14 protein-coding genes are annotated in these 18,564 nt (G+C 39.9%); 9 read left to right on the top strand and 5 right to left on the bottom strand.

Annotated features, from left to right (window positions below):
* The first annotated feature begins 71 nt into the window (after positions 1-71).
* From CRI9333_RS15575 to CRI9333_RS15565, 3 genes are read left to right on the top strand one after another with little or no spacing between them, the layout of a single operon-like run.
* Complete coding sequence (locus tag CRI9333_RS15575; RefSeq protein ID WP_015204128.1) at positions 72-302, top strand: DUF433 domain-containing protein; 231 nt, start codon at positions 72-74, stop codon at positions 300-302.
* On the top strand, positions 299-631 hold the full coding sequence (locus CRI9333_RS15570; RefSeq protein WP_015204127.1) for a DUF5615 family PIN-like protein: 333 nt from the start codon (positions 299-301) through the stop codon (positions 629-631). Before CRI9333_RS15575 ends, CRI9333_RS15570 begins: the two co-directional genes overlap by 4 nt.
* A gap of 16 nt (positions 632-647) precedes the next feature.
* Positions 648-950 (top strand): hypothetical protein, encoded by a 303-nt coding sequence (locus CRI9333_RS15565; protein WP_015204126.1) that lies wholly within the window; start codon positions 648-650, stop codon positions 948-950.
* A 91-nt stretch (positions 951-1,041) separates the two neighbouring features.
* Here CRI9333_RS15565 and CRI9333_RS15560 read toward each other — a convergent pair whose 3' ends face one another.
* The 3 genes from CRI9333_RS15560 to CRI9333_RS15550 are packed head-to-tail and all read right to left on the bottom strand — an operon-like array spanning position 1,042 to position 6,499.
* Entirely contained in the window at positions 1,042-2,166 is a 1,125-nt protein-coding gene (locus CRI9333_RS15560) for an ATP-binding protein (RefSeq protein ID WP_015204125.1), read from the bottom strand.
* 4 nt (positions 2,167-2,170) lie between these two features.
* Positions 2,171-4,933, bottom strand: a complete 2,763-nt coding sequence (locus CRI9333_RS15555; RefSeq protein ID WP_015204124.1) for a WD40 repeat domain-containing protein — start codon at positions 4,931-4,933, stop codon at positions 2,171-2,173.
* Positions 4,934-6,499, bottom strand: a complete 1,566-nt coding sequence (locus tag CRI9333_RS15550; RefSeq protein ID WP_015204123.1) for an AAA family ATPase — start codon at positions 6,497-6,499, stop codon at positions 4,934-4,936.
* Between the two features lie 88 nt (positions 6,500-6,587).
* On the opposite strand from CRI9333_RS15550, the gene CRI9333_RS15545 reads away from it, so the two are divergent.
* Complete coding sequence (locus CRI9333_RS15545) at positions 6,588-7,343, top strand: DUF429 domain-containing protein (RefSeq protein ID WP_015204122.1); 756 nt, start codon at positions 6,588-6,590, stop codon at positions 7,341-7,343.
* A gap of 80 nt (positions 7,344-7,423) precedes the next feature.
* Here the strand turns inward: CRI9333_RS15545 and glgP are convergent, their stop codons facing one another.
* Positions 7,424-10,024 carry an alpha-glucan family phosphorylase gene (glgP, locus tag CRI9333_RS15540; RefSeq protein WP_015204121.1) on the bottom strand — a complete coding sequence of 867 codons (2,601 nt, stop codon included), beginning with the start codon at positions 10,022-10,024 and terminating at the stop codon, positions 7,424-7,426.
* 413 nt (positions 10,025-10,437) lie between these two features.
* Here glgP and CRI9333_RS25800 point away from each other — a divergent pair, with 413 nt between their 5' ends.
* Together CRI9333_RS25800 and CRI9333_RS15535 are read left to right on the top strand one after the other, a co-directional pair.
* Complete coding sequence (locus tag CRI9333_RS25800; RefSeq protein ID WP_015204120.1) at positions 10,438-10,554, top strand: photosystem II reaction center protein I; 117 nt, start codon at positions 10,438-10,440, stop codon at positions 10,552-10,554.
* 118 nt (positions 10,555-10,672) lie between these two features.
* Positions 10,673-13,099: a DUF3769 domain-containing protein gene (locus CRI9333_RS15535; RefSeq protein WP_015204119.1), complete on the top strand. Its 2,427-nt coding sequence runs from the start codon at positions 10,673-10,675 to the stop codon at positions 13,097-13,099.
* A gap of 211 nt (positions 13,100-13,310) precedes the next feature.
* On the opposite strand, the gene CRI9333_RS15530 is transcribed toward CRI9333_RS15535, so the two are convergent.
* The gene (locus CRI9333_RS15530; RefSeq protein WP_041226077.1) at positions 13,311-13,772 is read right to left on the bottom strand and encodes a DNA-directed RNA polymerase subunit alpha C-terminal domain-containing protein; all 462 of its coding nucleotides are present in this window, start codon (positions 13,770-13,772) and stop codon (positions 13,311-13,313) included.
* A 144-nt stretch (positions 13,773-13,916) separates the two neighbouring features.
* Between CRI9333_RS15530 and CRI9333_RS15525 the strand changes: the two genes are divergently transcribed.
* The 3 genes from CRI9333_RS15525 to add are packed head-to-tail and all read left to right on the top strand — an operon-like array spanning position 13,917 to position 18,427.
* Entirely contained in the window at positions 13,917-16,181 is a 2,265-nt protein-coding gene (locus tag CRI9333_RS15525; protein WP_232229338.1) for a non-ribosomal peptide synthetase, read from the top strand.
* Complete coding sequence (locus CRI9333_RS27830; protein WP_315863871.1) at positions 16,163-17,374, top strand: non-ribosomal peptide synthetase; 1,212 nt, start codon at positions 16,163-16,165, stop codon at positions 17,372-17,374. The genes CRI9333_RS15525 and CRI9333_RS27830 overlap by 19 nt, the downstream gene beginning before the upstream one ends.
* Before the next feature lie 15 nt (positions 17,375-17,389).
* Complete coding sequence (add, locus tag CRI9333_RS15520) at positions 17,390-18,427, top strand: adenosine deaminase (protein ID WP_015204118.1); 1,038 nt, start codon at positions 17,390-17,392, stop codon at positions 18,425-18,427.
* Positions 18,428-18,564 lie beyond the last annotated feature (137 nt).

The following is an 18,564-nucleotide window of genomic DNA, read 5'->3' as shown; positions in this document are numbered from 1 at the left end:
CGCGTATTAGTTTTGATCATAGACACGGAGTGTCAATATGATGTAATAAATGTAAACACTGTGCTTGTATTATGAGCTATCGTGACATTATTACCATTGAGCCTGATAAACGTGGAGGCAAACCCTGCATTCGTCGGATGCGGATTACGGTTTACGACGTTCTTGGCTGGTTAGCTGCTGGAATGTCTATTTCTGAGATTATTGATGACTTCCCAGAATTGACAGAAACAGATATTAGAGCTTGTCTGGAGTTTGCTGCCGATCGCGATCATCGTTTAGTTGCTGCGGTGAGTGCTGCTTGAAACTACTATTCGATCAAAACCTAAGCCGAAAATTGGTTAGTCGCTTGGCTGATATTTTCCCCAATGCTAGCCATGTTGAGTTTCACGATCTAGCACAGAAGACAGATACAGAGATTTGGGAGTTTGCTCTTTTGAACGATTTCTGCATTGTGACTCAAGATGCAGACTTTGCAGAAAGAAGTCGATTGTATGGTTCTCCACCAAAAGTAGTATGGCTAAGATGTGGAAACACACCTACTGATCAAATTGAAGCTCTCATTCGTGCCGGACAACAAGCAATTCAAGAGCTTCTAGAGAAGCCTGCTCTTCATTGCTTGGAACTGCAATAATTTAGTTGAAATTATTATGACGCAATCTCCCTCCCCAAATTTTGTTGCCGAACTTAAAAAGTGCATCTCGTTAGCACAAGATGTCGCTACTCATGCTGAAGCGAAACAAGCATTTGAGCAATTACGTGGCAATCTGGAAGCTGAAAACCCTTTAGCTGCTGAACTGTTGGATGTACTTTGGCTTGATGCGATCGCCGGACGACGTTCCGCAGCTTTTTGGCAGCAGATGTGCGATGTGGAAAAAGATTTGAGCGATCGCATGATTGAGAATTTGGCGCAGCTAAGGAAAAATTATCTGCGGTTGATGCAGGAACAGTAAAGCTTTTCTAGCCGTTATCAATTACTTCTTTCCTGCTTTAAAATATGATTAAAGCTGATAGCTGACTGCTGACCGCTATATATTGTAAAACTCAAATATTAGCTGCCATTTTTTGCTGCAACCAATCACGAAAACTAGGATGATAAAGGCTATATTTAACTTCTGCTGCTATTGATTCTAAATGCAAAAATTCTCGCCATTTCCCTAAAATTACTTTGATTTCATATTCATCTTCGTCTAATCTTTCCGCTATTGTTTCTATTGATATCAATTGCTCTTGCAATAAGATATTTAGCACCTTTTCAGCCATTGTTTGCTGGTTAGTAGTTGTTAAATTCATTTTATCTAAGTGGTTTTGATAATAAATTTGTAAACTTTGTGGATAAATGTCTTGATTCATAGCTTTTAATATTTCGCTAACGTACATAAAATTAGTTTCATCTTCGTTGATTTTCAATCCCATTTCTGAGGGGTGGAGGAGATGATAATTTTTAATATATTCCTGTACATCAGCACGATTCTGTTCTGGGTAGGCTGATAAATCTAAAGATTGAGATGGTGTTTCAATTAGTAAACCAGATTTATCTGGTAAGAAAGGACGGCGAGTTAGAATAAAATAAACTTTTCCTGGTAGATAGCGAGGTAAATATAAAAGATTGGAACCGCGAGGCTGATTGTTGATATCAATGCGATCGCACCCATCAATAGTAATAATTAAACGTTCTTCTGGCTGCAAGCGATCGCTAATTTGTTGCAACAACAAAGATAAAAAGCCACCGCCTTCTGTAGTCGCATCAGATGTAATAATTTTACTACCTTGATTTTGAGCAATTTCTATTAATTGATCGCAAATCGTTGTTAGAAAGTCCTCATACTCCCCCCGATCTTCGGGCGTGTCCTCATACTCCCCCCTTAAAAAGGGGGGCTGGGGGGGATCGTCAATCTCTCTACTCTGACGACTTTTAACCGCAATTTCGACATTATAATAAACAACTTCGGGATTTAAGCTGACATAATGGGCAATAATTGCACTCTTACCAATCCCAGGTTCACCGATAATAGTAAAGTAGCCTCGGTCATATTGATCGAGAAAGCTATTGATAGCAGTAAAGACAAATTCACGCCCGACAAAGTTGCGATTTTTAACGGTAATGATTTGTTTAAATTCTGGTGGATATCTAGGAATGTTAACGTTGTTTTTGGCAATATTATTCATTTTATTAACCACGTTCCCACCGCAGGAAATGAACACGACCTGATTTGTCTCCTGCAACGATTTTTAATCCATCTGGGGAAACTGCACAGCAATTTATAGGACTTTCACCAATAAAAGTAGAAAGTGCGGTTCCTGTCTGTAGATCCCACACTTTCAGGGTGTTGTCCTCTGAACCAGAAACGGCGGTTTTGCCATCGGGGGTAATTGCTACTGCTATTACCGAGTCGTTATGACCAATAAAAGTAGAAAGTGCGGTTCCTGTCTGTAGATCCCACACTTTCAGGGTGTTGTCCTCTGACCCAGAAACGGCGGTTTTGCCATTGGGGGTAATTGCTACTGCTTGTACCGAGTTGTTATGACCAGTCAGGGTAGAAAGTGCGGTTCCGGTGTGCAACTCTGGCTTTAATGTTAATATTTTGAATATCCTAGTCAGCCAGGCAGGCAGGATAGAAAGTGCGGTTCCTATCTGTAGATCCCACACTTTCAGGGTGTTGTCTTCTGAACCAGAAACGGCGGTTTTGCCATCGGGGGTAATTGCTACTGCTATTACCGAGGCGTTATGACCAGTCAGGGTAGAAAGTGCGGTTCCGGTGAACTCTGGCTTTAACATTTTGAATATCCTAGTCAGCCAGGCAGGCAGGGTAGAACGTGCGGTTCCTGGTAGATCCCACACTTTCACGGTGTTGTCATCTGAACCAGAAACGGCAGTTTTGCCGTCGGGGGTAATTGCTACTGCTCGTACAAAGTCGTTATGGCCAATAAAAGTAGAAAGTGCGGTTCCTGTCTGTAGATCCCACACTTTCAGCGTGTTGTCGTCAGATGAACCAGAAACGGCGGTTTTGCCATCGGCGGTAATTGCCCAAAAGCTATGACCAATAAAAGTAGAAAGTGCGGTTCCTGTCTGTAGATCCCACACTTTCAGGGTGTTGTCCTCTGAACCAGAAACGGCGGTTTTGCCATCGGGGGTAATTGCTACTGCTATTACCGAGTCGTTATGACCAATAAAAGTAGAAAGTGCGGTTCCTGTCTGTAGATCCCACACTTTCAGGGTGTTGTCCTCTGACCCAGAAACGGCGGTTTTGCCATTGGGGGTAATTGCTACTGCTTGTACCGAGTTGTTATGACCAGTCAGGGTAGAAAGTGCGGTTCCGGTGTGCAACTCTGGCTTTAATGTTAATATTTTGAATATCCTAGTCAGCCAGGCAGGCAGGATAGAAAGTGCGGTTCCTATCTGTAGATCCCACACTTTCAGGGTGTTGTCTTCTGAACCAGAAACGGCGGTTTTGCCATCGGGGGTAATTGCTACTGCTATTACCGAGGCGTTATGACCAGTCAGGGTAGAAAGTGCGGTTCCGGTGAACTCTGGCTTTAACATTTTGAATATCCTAGTCAGCCAGGCAGGCAGGGTAGAACGTGCGGTTCCTGGTAGATCCCACACTTTCACGGTGTTGTCATCTGAACCAGAAACGGCAGTTTTGCCGTCGGGGGTAATTGCTACTGCTCGTACAAAGTCGTTATGGCCAATAAAAGTAGAAAGTGCGGTTCCTGTCTGTAGATCCCACACTTTCAGAGTGTTGTCATGTGAACCAGAAACGGCGGTTTTGCCATCGGCGGTAATTGCTACTGCTATTACCGAGTCGTTATGACCAGTCAGGGTAGAAAGTGCGGTTCCTGTCTGTAGATTCCACACTTTCAGCGTGTTGTCATGTGAAACAGAAACGGCGGTTTTGCCATCGGCGGTAATTGCTACTGCTTGTACCCAAAAGCTATGAGCAGTCAGGGTAGAAAGTGCGGTTCCTGTCTTTAGATCCCACACTTTCAGCGTGTTGTCATCTGAACCAGAAACGGCGGTTCTGCCATCGGCGGTAATTGCTACTGCTTGTACCCAAAAGCTATGAGCAGTCAGGGTAGAAAGTGCGGTTCCTGTCTTTAGATCCCACACTTTCAGCGTGTTGTCATGCGAACCAGAAACGGCGGTTTTGCCATCGGCGGTAATTGCTACTGCTATTACCGAGTCGTTATGACCAGTCAGGGTAGAAAGTGCGGTTCCTGTCTTTAGATCCCACACTTTCAGCGTGTTGTCATGTGAACCAGAAACGGCGGTTTTGCCATCGGCGGTAATTGCTACTGCTATTACCGAGTCGTTATGACCAGTCAGGGTAGAAAGTGCGGTTCCTGTCTGTAGATCCCACACCTTCAGAGTGGTGTCATCTGAACCAGAAACGGCGGTTTTGCCATCGGGGGTAATTGCTACTGCTCGTACCGAGTGGTTATGACCAGTCAGGGTACGCAGTAGGTTTCCACCAGGAGCAGTCAAACTGGCTGTGATGGGACGCAATCGCGAAATTTCACTTTCACTTGCTGCTGCATCTGCCAACATTTTTTGAATTTCTGGCTGTTCAAAACTCTGCAACCGTCCCCACAGTTGCCCTACTAATTGATTTTGGTCTTGATTGACAACATGGGCGGCTAACTGTAGCGCACGTTGAATTAATTTCAGAGTTTTGACTTGTTCGGGTTTTAGTGTTTCATCTTCTTCTAATTTATCTAATATCTCAGGATCATCAATCAAAGCATAATCCCTAATCAGGGGTTCTACTCCAAATTTAGGAGAGTGAATTTTGAGAAAAATAAAATCAAAGTCCGTGAGATATTGATAATAAATTTCTGACTTTCCTGCTTTTAATTGCTGTTCAGGAAACTGCCCCAGAAACATCTTTTTAAATTCTGCTGATTTCGAGGCTAATTTAGTGGCAATGCTCCCCATTTATTCCATCTCCCTGAGCATATAATCAGCCATACTCTGATTAACTTCCCTAAATAGCTTTCGACCTCGATCTAATTTATCTTGCCCTTTGAGAAATTCTAAAAAACTGCGGTGATAAATACTGTAGTAAATTTTTGGTTTCTCTGTATTTACTTTCGGTGTTACATACTCAATCCAATCATTTAATACCGATTTCACCTCATATTCATCTTCATCGAGAATATCGGCAATCATGATTGAAGATATGGGTTCGCCTCTTTCTACTAATATATAAATTATTTTTACCTTCTTTTCATGGGATTCATTATCCATCCCCATCCGATGCCAATGAGTTGTATAGTAATCCTGAAGACCTTGAGGTAATCCATTGAGATTTAAATCATTATATTTGCCTTCAGAAATTTCTGGTAATACATAGCGCAAATACATAAAGTTATTTTCACTTTTAACAGCCAACTCCTGAGTAAAATTATTCTCATAAATATTGCGCTCCTTAATCCAATTTTTCAGTTTTGAATCGTTATTCAAAGACAAGTGAATATACTCTTTTACATCTTCCTGACTCAAAGCTGTATAATCACCTTTGGTTAAATCCAATTCCTTTACCGGAGTCTCTGGAGAAACCGTTAAACGTTTGGTTTCTTGATTGTAAGGTCTTCTAGTGAGTAAAAAATAAACTCCATCAGGCAGATTTTGTGGTAAATCTAAAAGATTACTATTTCCTTCTTGTTGTACTTCATCAAGTGCATCTACAACAATGACAAGTTTTTGCCCGTTTAGTTCTTCACTTGCTTTTTGCAATACAGTTCTTAAATCAGCGTTGTCTGCATTTTGGAGAGAATAACGCTTAATTAATTGTTGACGAATATTAGCTAAAAACTGTTCTGGTTTATTGCGTCCTTCTGCAAATACATTAAAATAACAAGGACATTTGATAGCTGAAATATATTTAGCTGCGATCGCGCTTTTCCCCATCCCTGCATCCCCAATCACAGTAAAATAACCTTTGGGTTGAGTTGAGAAAAATGTCTTAATAGCTTGAAAAACAAAATCGCGACCGCAGAATAAACGAGTCTTTTCAAAAATTAAGGCTTTAAACTCTTTAGGATAAACATCTAAATTCCAATCAGGGTAAGGCTGATATTTGGATGCCTTCGTTTGTTTAGCAACTGCAATAAAAACTTCGCCAAATTCCTCTAATTCAGCTAAAAGATTAATTCTTGCATTAACTATTTGCGTTTTTAGTTCGCTATTTTGATTAATAAACTTTTTTGTATTCTCTACAAACTGCCAGGGAGCATTATTACTGTAAGCATCCCAAAAGTAATCTTTAATTAATTTTTCTCTAAATAAATTTAAAATTGCTTGAGGTTTAAATACCCCATACTTGACGAGAGTGTACCCATAAACAGTATCAACATCATCAGGAATTTGGGTAGGATTGAGTTTTAATTCTTGTAAAATTTTAATAACAGCTTCATTTTTGTGAGCTTGTTTAATAATTAGTTGACCAGCTTGAGGCGCATATTTACTAATTACTTTCGTAATGGCGGCGAATTCTATCATGCCTCTGTACCAAAAATGTATTAGTTGTTAACTAGCAGTATTACATTAAAGGTAACATAGTACGTTTGCGAGATCTGGTGGCTGAATAATGAAATTTATCGGAATTGATTTTGGCTGGGTGTCTGGCGCTAGTGGATTATGCTGCTTAGAATGGCGAAATAATCAATTAGAAATATTAAATTTAGACCGCCAACAATCAAATGCAGATATTCTTTCTTGGCTTGAAAGTTGGATCTCACCTGATGCACCAGGAATAATTGCAGTAGATGCACCAACTTTAATTCCTAATGCTACAGGAATGCGTCTACCAGATAAACTCAGTCATAAACATTTTGGTAAATATCACGCTGGTTGCTATCCTGCTTCTTTAGCACGTTCTTATGCTCAAAAAACTGTTCAATTTGGCTTGGAATTAGAATTGCGTGGATTTGTTCATGCACCAATTATAGAACCTCAGAAATTAGAAAGATATCAAATAGAAGTATATCCCCACGCAGCAATGGTAAATTTATTTAACTTAGAGCGCATTTTAAAATATAAAAAAGGAAAATTGGCAGAGCGTCAAATAGAACTAAAAAAACTCTGCCATTATATTCTGAAGATATTACCTAATTATCAACCTAGACTTGATATTTCCTCTTATTCTTTGGCTTCTTTGTGTTTCCTTGATTCTTTAAGCTCAGAATTTCCTAGCACAGGTGCAACTCTCAAAGCATTAGAAGATAAATTAGATGCGTTAATTTGTGCCTACATAGCTGCTTATTGGTGGTATTGGGGAATTGAGCGTAATTTGGTATTAGGAAATCTTGAGAGTGGTTATATTGTTGTTCCTCAACAATTTTAACGAGGCAGAGCATCGGAAATAGCATTCCTAGCCTCTGGCTAGGAACGAGTAGAGACGCGAGATCTCGCGTCTCTACAACTTTACGCCCAACTAATTAATCCTAATTCATGAGGACTGCTGAGATTTTCGTGTTTAGGCAACACACGCAGAGATAAACCTTGTAAACCAGAGGCAGAGTAGAGAATATCAGCCGTATAAATACTATCTACTTGTTGATCTTTTCCTTGGTGTTGCATTACTACACTTGTACCATTAGTAATTTCACCATCTGCATTCACAGCGCCTTGATAGAGTTCAATTTGTACATCATTTGGGGTGAGTCCTGCTAAGTTAATTAAAGCTTTCACAGAAACCTTTTGATTAACCTGAATTTGCTCGGTTGCAGAAACATCAACTGATACAATTTTGATGTTGTACCAATGTTGAAACATACTTTCTTTCCAAGCGGCTAATTCCTTGGCTGGGGCATAATTGTTACCTGTCATTACGAAGTTGCGATCGCTTGCTGGAAAATAAGCCCGCGTTGCATATTCCCTCACCATCCGCGCTGTATTAAAGAAGGGACAATTTAACCGAATGGCATCTTTCATTTTGGCGATCCAACGGCGAGGAATTCCTTCAGCATCGCGGTCATAAAACAAAGGCACTACTTCTTTTTCAACTAACTCATATAGTGCATTCGCTTCTACTTCATCTTGATACTCAGCATCTTCGTAAGTTTCACCATGACCAATGGGCCAACCAGTGCGAACATAATCGGCTTCATCCCACCAACCATCTAGCACACTCAGATTAGGCAAACCATTCATTGCTGCCTTCATTCCACTCGTACCAGATGCTTCCCTTGGTCGTCTGGGTGTATTTAACCAGACATCACAACCTGCAACCATCAACCGAGCTACATGGATATCGTAATCTGGGATAAATACCACACTCGATGATATGCCATTTTCTCTGGTCAAGCGGATGATTTCACGGATTAATTCTTTGCCTGGAATATCTTTAGGATGAGCTTTTCCGGCAATTACAAACTGCACTTGTTTGTGTTTGTTACTTGATAAAATCTGTTTAATCCGCTCAAGATTATGCAGAAATAAAGTAGCGCGTTTATAAGTAGCAAATCGACGAGCAAACCCAATTGTCAGAACACCTGGATCTAGAACTTCTTGAGCTTGGGAAATCTCCACTGGAGAAGCACCACGACCGCGCAAATGTTTTACCAAGCGATCGCGCACAAATACTACCAGTTCTGAACGACTACGTTCGTGATTGCGCCATAATTCTTCATCAGGAATTGACAGCACTCGTTCCCACAAGGGATCTTTTGCTCCTTTTTCTGACCAGCTAGGGCCAAGATAGCGATCGTATAATTCCTGAGTTGCTTTTGCAACGCAACTACGAGCATGAACCCCGTTAGTAATCGCCGTAATTGGTACTTCTGCTATAGGTAAGCCTTTCCAAAGGCTGTGAAACATCACCCGTGAGACTTCACCGTGCAGTTGAGCAACACCATTAACAAAGCTGGAGGTTTTCAGCGCCAACGCCGCCATACTAAAAGGTGAAGCTAAATCTCCCGTGTTCTCTCGTCCCAGACCGAGAAATTCCTCACGAGATAACCCGTAAGTATGGGCGTAGTGTCCCACGTAATACATTGCTTTATCTGGTGGGAACAAATCGAATCCAGCAGAAACAGGCGTATGAGTTGTGAAAGCTTGAGTAGATTGGGCTACCTGTTTAGCTTGGGCAAACGTCAGTCCTTGTTCTTGCATCAAAATTCGGATGCGTTCCAAAATTAGAAAGCCAGAGTGACCTTCATTGAGGTGATACATCGTAGGTTTGTACCCCAAAGCCTTCAACATCCTGACTCCGCCAATTCCCAGCATCATTTCCTGGTGAATCCGCATATCCAAATCACCACCATAAAGTTCGTCGGTGATGTCGTGGTCGTAAGGGTTATTTGGCTCAATATTGGTATCCATCAAATATAAAGGCACAACCCCTACCTGTACGCGCCACACACGGGCGTAAACAGTGCGACCTGGATACTCTACCTCAATCCTGAGTTCTGACCCATCAGAGTTACGCTCTAGGTGCAGAGGCATATTATAAAAATCATTGACGGGGTAGCGTTCTTGCTGCCAACCATCAGCGTTGAGATATTGGGCAAAGTAGCCTTCTTGGTAGAGTAAACCGACAGCAACTAGGGGCAATCCCAAATCACTAGCCGACTTGAGGTGATCGCCAGCAAGGACACCTAAACCGCCAGAATATATAGGCAGACAATCAACTAAGCCATATTCAGCACAAAAATAGGCGAAACATTCTTTTTGAGGATGTGTAGATGTATCACCATTAGTTGATTGGTGGTTGCTGAGGGCTGAACGCTGTTTGCGGTACCAAGTGCGCTCTTTGAGGTACTCATCAAGTTGGCGAACTGCTCGCTCCATGTGTGCTAGGAATCCTTCATCTTCTGCCATTTCCTGTAGTCGGGCTTGGCTGATCATCCCTAGCATGGATACAGGGTTGTGGCGGCTTGATTCCCACAAGTCACGGTCTAAGCGCCGAAATAATTCTTTAATTTCAACATTCCAGTCCCAGTAAAGGTTGTAGGCTAGTATCCGCAGAGGTTCCAGTTGCGGTGGTAGAGCCGGAGAAACGTTAAATGTACGAATCGGCTGCATTGAAAAAATCTCCAAGTTAAGTTGGCAATATTGTCGATTCTATTCTGCTGTTGTAGATGTTAGGAGTATTAAGAGCCTATCGGAAAAGTCCTTTTAAGAGAATGTAACCGCAGATAAACGCAGATAAACGCAGATGTTTTTTACTAATTATTTATTTTTCGGATAGGCTCTAAGAGCCTGATATCGTTCGCGCTTTCTTAAAAACCTAACCCCCCAACCTTCTTCCCTACTAGGGAAGGGGGAGTTTCGCCCCTCTCCTTGTAGGAGAGGGGTTGGGGAGATGTCAAAAATGAATTCGCGCTTCAGTATCAGAGCCTAATGCAAAAAATCAGCTAGATGAACGGTATGATAAGAAAGTTAAAGCTTCTCTTATGTAGAGAATTTAACTCTTCATCCCCTGGGAGAAATAAATTATGGTCACCCTCAAGATTACTGTCTATATCGTTGTTGCTTTCTTTTCCTTACTGTTTATTTTTGGCTTGTTGTCTAACGACCCTGCTCGTAACCCCAACCGCCGAGATTTGGAGTAGAAAGCAAGGAGTTTTTAAATCAAGCTTTGATAAGTGGCGGGGCGTGCCTCGCCTATTTACTCTTTGTGCTGGCTATTGTTGTGTGTTGGAGCGGTTTGTTTGAAGATTTTAAGAAAAAATGCTCTATCCATTTATTCAGCCTGCAATGCCCGCTGTTGTTCAAGTAATTTCGCCCCAAAAAGTTACATCTACAACTAATTTTTTAAACCAAGGGCAGTTAGCAAGATCTACGTTAGTAACAACAGCCCCAGAAATTCAAGCATCAGTAGAACTAGAAAATCACTCTCTTTTAACTGCGGCTCATAGTGCTATCTTACTCGGTAAGCCGATGTCTGTAGGTTATGCAATCCAACCCGCAGCAGGTTCTCAAGGGCAGGATTTTACGGACGGTGAGGCTCAAGAGTTAAAGCTGTTAAGTGCAGATAATAAAAGTTTGACCGCAATTAAAATTGTGGCGGCGCAGCGTGGTTGTAAGGCTCGATTGGCGGTAAATCAAGGTTGTAGGAATAACGTTTTAGATCCGAACAGCCGTAAAGAATATCAAATTCAGGTTCCTACACAACAATTCCCCTTAGTAGCTGAACAAACTACAGTAGAAGGCAATTTAGGGGAAGTTCAAGTTCGATCGCTACAATCCCAAATTTTACCAGCACAGGAACAACAGCCTAGCACTACAACGCCTATGCAAACTACTCCTGTGGAGATTAGGGGAGTAGTTGAATTAAATGCCGATAGCCAGGAATACGATAGCCAGCGACAGGTGATTACGGCGAGTGGTAATGTCGTGATGCGTTTTCAGGAAGCTGTGCTAGATGCCGATCGCATTGAGGTAAATTTAAAAAATCGCCTTGCGATCGCATTTGGTAATGTTGCTCTAAGACGTGGACAGCAGTTACTACGCGGTGAACGTTTTGAATATAATTTTGGTCAAGATACAGGCGTAATTTCTAATGCGAGTGGTGAGTTTTTTCAACCGACAGCAGCAACGGATTTCACTGTAACATCACCTGCGAATGTGGGTGCAAATATATTACCTGCTAGACCTTTAAGCGATCGCATTACTGCTAATCAACCTCTACAACAACTTACCAATTCTGGCGGTATCGGTATTGTTGTTGGGAGTGATATAAATATCCCTAACCGACCTGGTTTGCAACAAGGTGGTACTTTCAACCGCTTACGCTTTCAAGCTGAAAGAATAAATTTTGAAGGTAATACCTTGCAAGCTACCAAGGTGCGACTTACAAATGATCCTTTTTCCCCAGCAGAGTTAGAAATACGGGCAGATACAGCACAGTTTCAGCGTACCTCATCGCTATTGAGTGAAATTACCACTTCTAGACCCCGCTTGGTGCTAGATCAAAATTTGGAAATACCACTGTTTCGCAATAGCCTGACGCTTGATCGCAGACCACGTGAGCCTGGTTTAATAAATTTTGGATATGATCAAGGCGATCGCGGTGGTCTTTTTATTGAGCGATCTTTTGAACCATTTACTACTCCCACAAGCAAATTTAGTATTACACCGCAGTATTTTATTCAAAAAGCCGTTCAAGAGGGAGGTTTCTTTGATCCAGCCAGTTTTGGTTTGAGGGCAGAAGTACAATCTACTCTCAGCCCTAAAACGACACTTGAGGGTTCTGGATTTCTCACAAGTTTAAATTTTAATGATGTAGAGAACGAGTTCAGGGCTAATGTGCGATTGCGGCAGACAATTGGTAATACTTTACCGCATCAGCTTACTTTGCAATATGGCTATCGCGATCGCTTATTTAACGGTTCGTTAGGTTTTCAGCCTGTACAAAGTAGCCTGGGTGCAGTTGTTACTTCCCCATTAATTAATTTAGGGCGTGATTTTAATGCCAGCTATCAAGCAGGTGTGCAGTTTATTAATGCTGAAACAGACAAACCAGATTTACTCAAACCGAATCGGGATAATGATCGAATTAACCTTAGTCGTTATCAAGCCAGCGCTTCTGTCAATCGCGGCTTTTTACTTTTAGAAGGTAAAGGCTTACCTGCAACTGCTACAGAAGGTTTACGTTACACTCCACAACCTGTAGTTCCATACCTAAAATTTAACACGGGTCTTACTGGTGTACTAACTGGTTACAGTAATGGTGATAATCAAAACTCGATAAGTGGCAATCTAGGAATAGACGGGCAAATTGGTAATTTTTCCCGACCTTTTTTAGATTATACAGGTTTTAATATTACTTATTTTCAACTTTTTCCTAGTGGAGAATCACCGTTTTTGTTTGATCGTTTAGTAGATACTAGAGTACTTTCTGCGGGCATTACGCAGCAAGTTTATGGGCCATTTCGTGCAGGCTTTCAGACTTCGTTAAATTTAGATAATAATAGAGCAATTAGTACTGATTATTTCTTAGAATATAGCCGTCGCACCTATAATATTTTGTTGCGCTATAACCCTGTAGTGGAAATTGGTTCGATTAGTCTGCGAGTTAATAGCTTTAATTGGGTAGGTAATCCAGAACCCTTTTCCTCAGATGTTCGTCCTGTTATTCAGGGGGTGACGCGGTAATAAGCTGTTGTAGTTTCGCGCATTTTATGTTTTAGGGACGAGGAAGGAGAGAGAGAAAGAGGGTTTGATAACTTTTGTCTAAATTAAAAATGTACAAGTTTATTTGCGCGTTAGCTTAAAAATAGTCACATTTTTTTTAGCCCAGATGTCAGCAAATGGACGCAGATTACGCAGATGTAAGCCAAGATTTTATTGAAGGGGTGCAAAATATCTAATTTGGGTCATTGTTAATTGATAGTTGGTCATCGTTAATTGATGATTGTTCACTTTGCCATCTTGAGCGTAACCCAAAACTGTGCAAGGTAATTCCTAGTGTTTGCAAAGCTTTGTCTATCTGCTTTGCTGCCATTTCACCAATGCCATTAATTTCGAGTAAACTATCTAAACTATAACCTTGTAGGTCATTTATAGTAAAAATTCCAGCTTTATTTAATAACTCAAGGCATCGTTGGGAAATATTTATAGTGACAAGTTCTAGTTGGGAATTGTCTACATTAGGTTTATTTTCTTCAGTTACACTGGCAGGATGCCCATTAATTTGAGCAACTATATCAGTAACTTGCCTGACTTTAAGCCAATCGCCGCTATCAATGGCTTCTTTTGCTACTTCTTGGAGGAGTTTGATCATTCTTTCTCTCCCCACAACTTTAATTAGTTGCTCAAATTCGCTCATCGCATTTATACTGAATATTCAAATATAATGTCTGTTTACTTATTCTATAAATTATAAATTTATTAGAAGCGCGATCGCACTACCCTAACTAAAAAAGACTGCGATCGCAAACTCAAAAAAACAATTATATATTATAAATTTGTTATGAATGATCATCAAGTCAATATATCTGAAGAAGTATTTATTTTTCCTACCTCATTTGCCCAGCAAAGATTATGGTTTATTGACCAGTTAGTACCTGGAAATTATTTTTATAATGTACCGACAGCACTAAGGCTAAAAGGTTCACTAAATTTCTTAGCACTTGAGCAAACATTAAACGAAATTGTGAGTCGCCATGAAAGTTTACGCACCAGATTTAAGATAGTTGATGAGCAACCAGTACAAGTAATTTACCCTAGCTTAAATATACGTCTAACGGTAGTAGACTTGCAGGATTTGTCTCTTGATAAAAGGCAAGCAGAAGCAAAAAAAATAATTTTTGCAGAGTCAGAGCGTCCTTTTAATTTATCATCTGAAGCGTTGGTGCGATCGCTTCTTATTCGCTTACAAGAAAATGAGCATATTTTAGTACTGAATTTACATCATATTGTCTGCGATGATTGGTCAATTGGTGTACTTAGTAAAGAATTAAGTTTAATATATACAGCTTTATGTAGAGACATTAAATGCGATGCTTCTAAAATTTTGCCAGAATTACCTCTCCAATACGCTGACTTTGCAGAATGGCAACGCGAATGGTTACAGGGTGAAGTATTACAAAATCAATTAAGTTACTGGAGACAACACTTAGAAGGAATATCAACTTTAAATTTACCTAGTAATAAATTGCCACCAAGAAGACAAAGTTATCGAGGGGCAACTGAATTTATAGAAATACCCAAAAATCTAACTACAAAATTAGAAAGCATATCCCAGCAGGAAGGTATAACTTTGTTTATGACTTTGCTGGCAGCATTTCAGGTATTACTTTATCGTTATTCTCATCAAGAAGATATTGCCGTTGGAGTACCTATTGCTAACCGCAATCGTAGCGAAATAGAAGGGTTAATTGGTTTTTTTGTCAATAGTTTGGTGTTACGAACTGATTTATCTGGTAATCCAAGTTTTCAGGAAGTTTTAGCTAGGGTACGCGAGGTAACTTTAGGTGGTTATGCTCATCAAGATTTACCTTTTGAAAAGTTAGTAGAGGAATTGCAACCAGAACGGAATATTAGCCGTCATCCGCTATTTCAAGTTATGTTTAGTTTTCAAAATTCGCCAATGACAGGATTGGATTTACTAGATTTAGATGCAAGTTTTATTAATATTGATATTAAAACAACGCGATTTGATCTAGAGTTTAATTTATGGGAATGTGGAGATGGCTATAGAAATTTGCTTGGAGGCGATCGCTGGCAGTATTCTGAAGGAATTAGAGGTGTAGTTGTTTACAATACTGATTTATTTGAACAAGCTACTATTACTCGAATGGCAGAGCATTTTCAAACATTATTAGAAGGAATTGTTGCTAATCCATCAACACGAATTAGTGATTTACCTATTTTGAGCAAAGCGGAATTAAATCAGATTTTGGTGGAGTGGAATAATACTAAGAGAACCCCACCCCCTAGCCCCCTCCCCGTTTACGGGGAGGGGGCATATGAGAATAATATTATTGATCATCAAGTAAATTATCAGCAAAATTGTTGTATTCATCAGTTGTTTGAAAAGCAGGTAAGTCAAAGTCCTGATGCTATAGCGGTATTATTTGATAACCAGCAACTAACCTATAGAGAATTAAATAATCGTAGTAATCAATTAGCGCATTATTTACAGAAGTTAGGTGTAGGTGCAGAAGTTATTGTTGGTATCTGTATGGAACCTTCTATCGAGATGATAGTGGGAATATTGGGGATTTTGAAAGCCGGGGGTGCTTACTTACCTTTAGATCCGAGTTATCCGTGCGATCGCATTGATTTCATGTTACAAGATGCACAAGTATCAGTGTTATTAAAGCAGTCAGCTATCAACAGTCAGCTATCAGCTATTCATACTCCTATTGTGGTTTATATAGATAATGATTGGGAATTAATTGAATTAGAAAACCAGGAAAATTTAACTAACAACACTAGAACAGATAATTTAGCTTACATTATTTATACTTCTGGTTCTACAGGAACGCCGAAAGGTGTTGCTGTACCTCACAAAGCTGTAACTCGTTTAGTTTGTAATACTAACTATATCAATATAGAACCTTGTGATAAAATTGCCCAAGTTGCTAATATCTCTTTTGATGCTGCCACATTTGAAATCTGGGGAGCATTACTTAATGGCGCTCAACTGTTGCTAATCAATAGAGATATAATTCTTGCACCAGAAGAGTTTGCTTTACAGCTTCAGAAAAAGAAATTAGTATCTTATTTTTAACTACTGCGTTATTTCAACAAATTGCTAGAAACGTTCCTACAGCTTTTAAATCTCTAAAATATCTCTTGTTTGGTGGTGAAGCGGTTGATCCAAGATGGGTGGAAAAGATTTTAAAACATGGCTCACCAAAGCATTTACTTCATGTTTATGGACCTACAGAAAATACTACGTTTTCTTCTTATTATTTAGTTGAGTGGTTAGATAGTGAGGAAAAAACGGTAATTTCTATTGGTCGTCCGATTAGTAATACGCAGATATATATATTAGATGAATATTTGCAACCTGTACCTATTGGAGTTGTCGGGGAATTATATATAAGTGGTGATGGGTTGGCGCGGGGGTATCTTAATCGCGCTGAGTTAACTGCTGAAAAGTTTATTTCTAATCCTTTTAGTAAAGATTCTCCTCTCTCTTCTCTCCTCCCTCCTCTCCCCTTAAGTTTATATAAAACAGGTGATTTGGGGCGTTATTTAGCTGATGGGAATATTGAATTTATTGGTCGGATAGATAATCAAATTAAGATTCGTGGTTTTCGGATTGAGTTGGGTGAGATTGAATCTGTGTTATGTCAACATCCAGAAGTACGGGAAGCGGTGGTTGTTGCAATAGAAGATATACCTGGGGAAAAACGCTTAGTAGCTTATTTTGTCCTTAATGTAGAGATGTTGGATAAAACGTCTCTACATAATGATAATGCGAAATCTACCCCCCCTATCCACCCCTTAATAAGGGGGGGGAAATTACGCGAGTTACGCGAATTTCTCAAACAAAAATTACCTGGGTATATGATTCCATCAGATTTTGTAATGCTGGATACTTTACCACTAACACAGAATGGCAAAGTAGACCGTAAGGCACTACCTCAGCCAGATTTCTCTAATTTCAATCTGCATGAAGATTATATAGCACCGCGCACGTCGGTTGAGGAGGTGTTAGTAGAAATTTGGGCTAAGGTTTTGGGAAAACAACAGGTAGGTGTCCACGATAATTTTTTTGAGTTGGGAGGTCATTCTTTGCTGGCGACTCAGCTTAGTTCTAGAATACGCGATCGCTTGCAAGTAGAGTTAGCCGTCCGTCAATTATTTGAAACGCCAACTGTGGCTAGTTTAGCTAAATATATTGAAACAATTTCCTGGGCAAAAGGATTAAGTGAAGTAATAAATATAAATCAGCGATCAGATATTGAATTTTAAAGGGAAATTATCTCAATGCTTAGTTATAAACTTAATAAAATTAATCCAGAATTATCTATTCGCTTGCAAGCAATGCCTAAAGTAGAAATTCATGTGCATCTCGAAGGTGCAACTGATGCCGAAACTGTATATCAAATGGCTAAAAAAAATAAAGTCGAGTTGCCAGCCTCATCACTTGAGGAATGGAAATCTTTTTATAATTTTCGGGACTTTCCTCATTTTGCTGAAGTTTATAAGACTGCCTGCAAATGTATGCGAAATCCTGAAGACTATGCCTTTATGGTAGAACAATTTTTAAAGAATCAAGCAGAGCAAAATATTTACTACAGTGAAGTTTATTTTAGCCCATCATTACATTATGGTAAATTGCCAGATGATGAAATAATTGATGCTTTAGCTGCTGGAGTCACAGCAGGTGAAGCTAAATATGGCAGCAAAGTTAAGTTTATGGCTGATATTTCCCGTCAAATTTCCCACTTACAATGGCATACTTTAGAATTTGCCTTGCGGGGTAAGGAAAAAGGTATTTTTATAGGTTTAGGTATCGGTGGTTTAGAAACTGGTCATCCACCTGAAAATTATCTGAAAACTTTTACAAAAGCTAGAGAACAAGGATTAAGAGTTGTTGCCCATGCAGGCGAAACTGAAGGTGCAGATAGCATTTGGGGGGCAATAAGAAGCTTAAATACAGAACGCATTGGTCATGGGGTGCGTTGTTTAGAAGATCCATTATTAGTTGAAGAACTACGGATAAGTCAAATCCCCCTAGAAGTTTCACCACAAAGTAATTATTGTATTGGTATTGTTAAACGAGATCAAGCGCATCCTATTCGCCAAATGTTTGATGCTGGACTTTACTGCACGTTAAATTCTGATGATCCGCCAATGTTTAGTACAAATCTAAATAACGAATATATTACCCTCGCAGAGCAAGGTTTTTCTTGGGAAGAACTTTGGAAAATAAATAATAATACATTAGAAGCAAGTTTCTTAAGTGAACAAGAAAAAGCTGCTTATCGCACTCAATGGCAAGAATTTTTATCCAGTGTCTAATCCGACATATATCATCCCTTAAAACTTATACTCTTACAAGTAACCATCATCTACTATCTGCGTTTATCTGCGTTCATCTGCGGTTAATAATTCTTAAAAATTAACCGACAGGTTAAAAACTGGTGCTATACAAACTC

It is taken from the genome of Crinalium epipsammum PCC 9333, assembly GCF_000317495.1.
Lineage (GTDB): Bacteria > Cyanobacteriota > Cyanobacteriia > Cyanobacteriales > PCC-9333 > Crinalium > Crinalium epipsammum.
The sequence above is the reverse complement of the archived record's forward strand: the minus strand, read 5'-3'. Positions and strand labels throughout refer to the sequence as shown.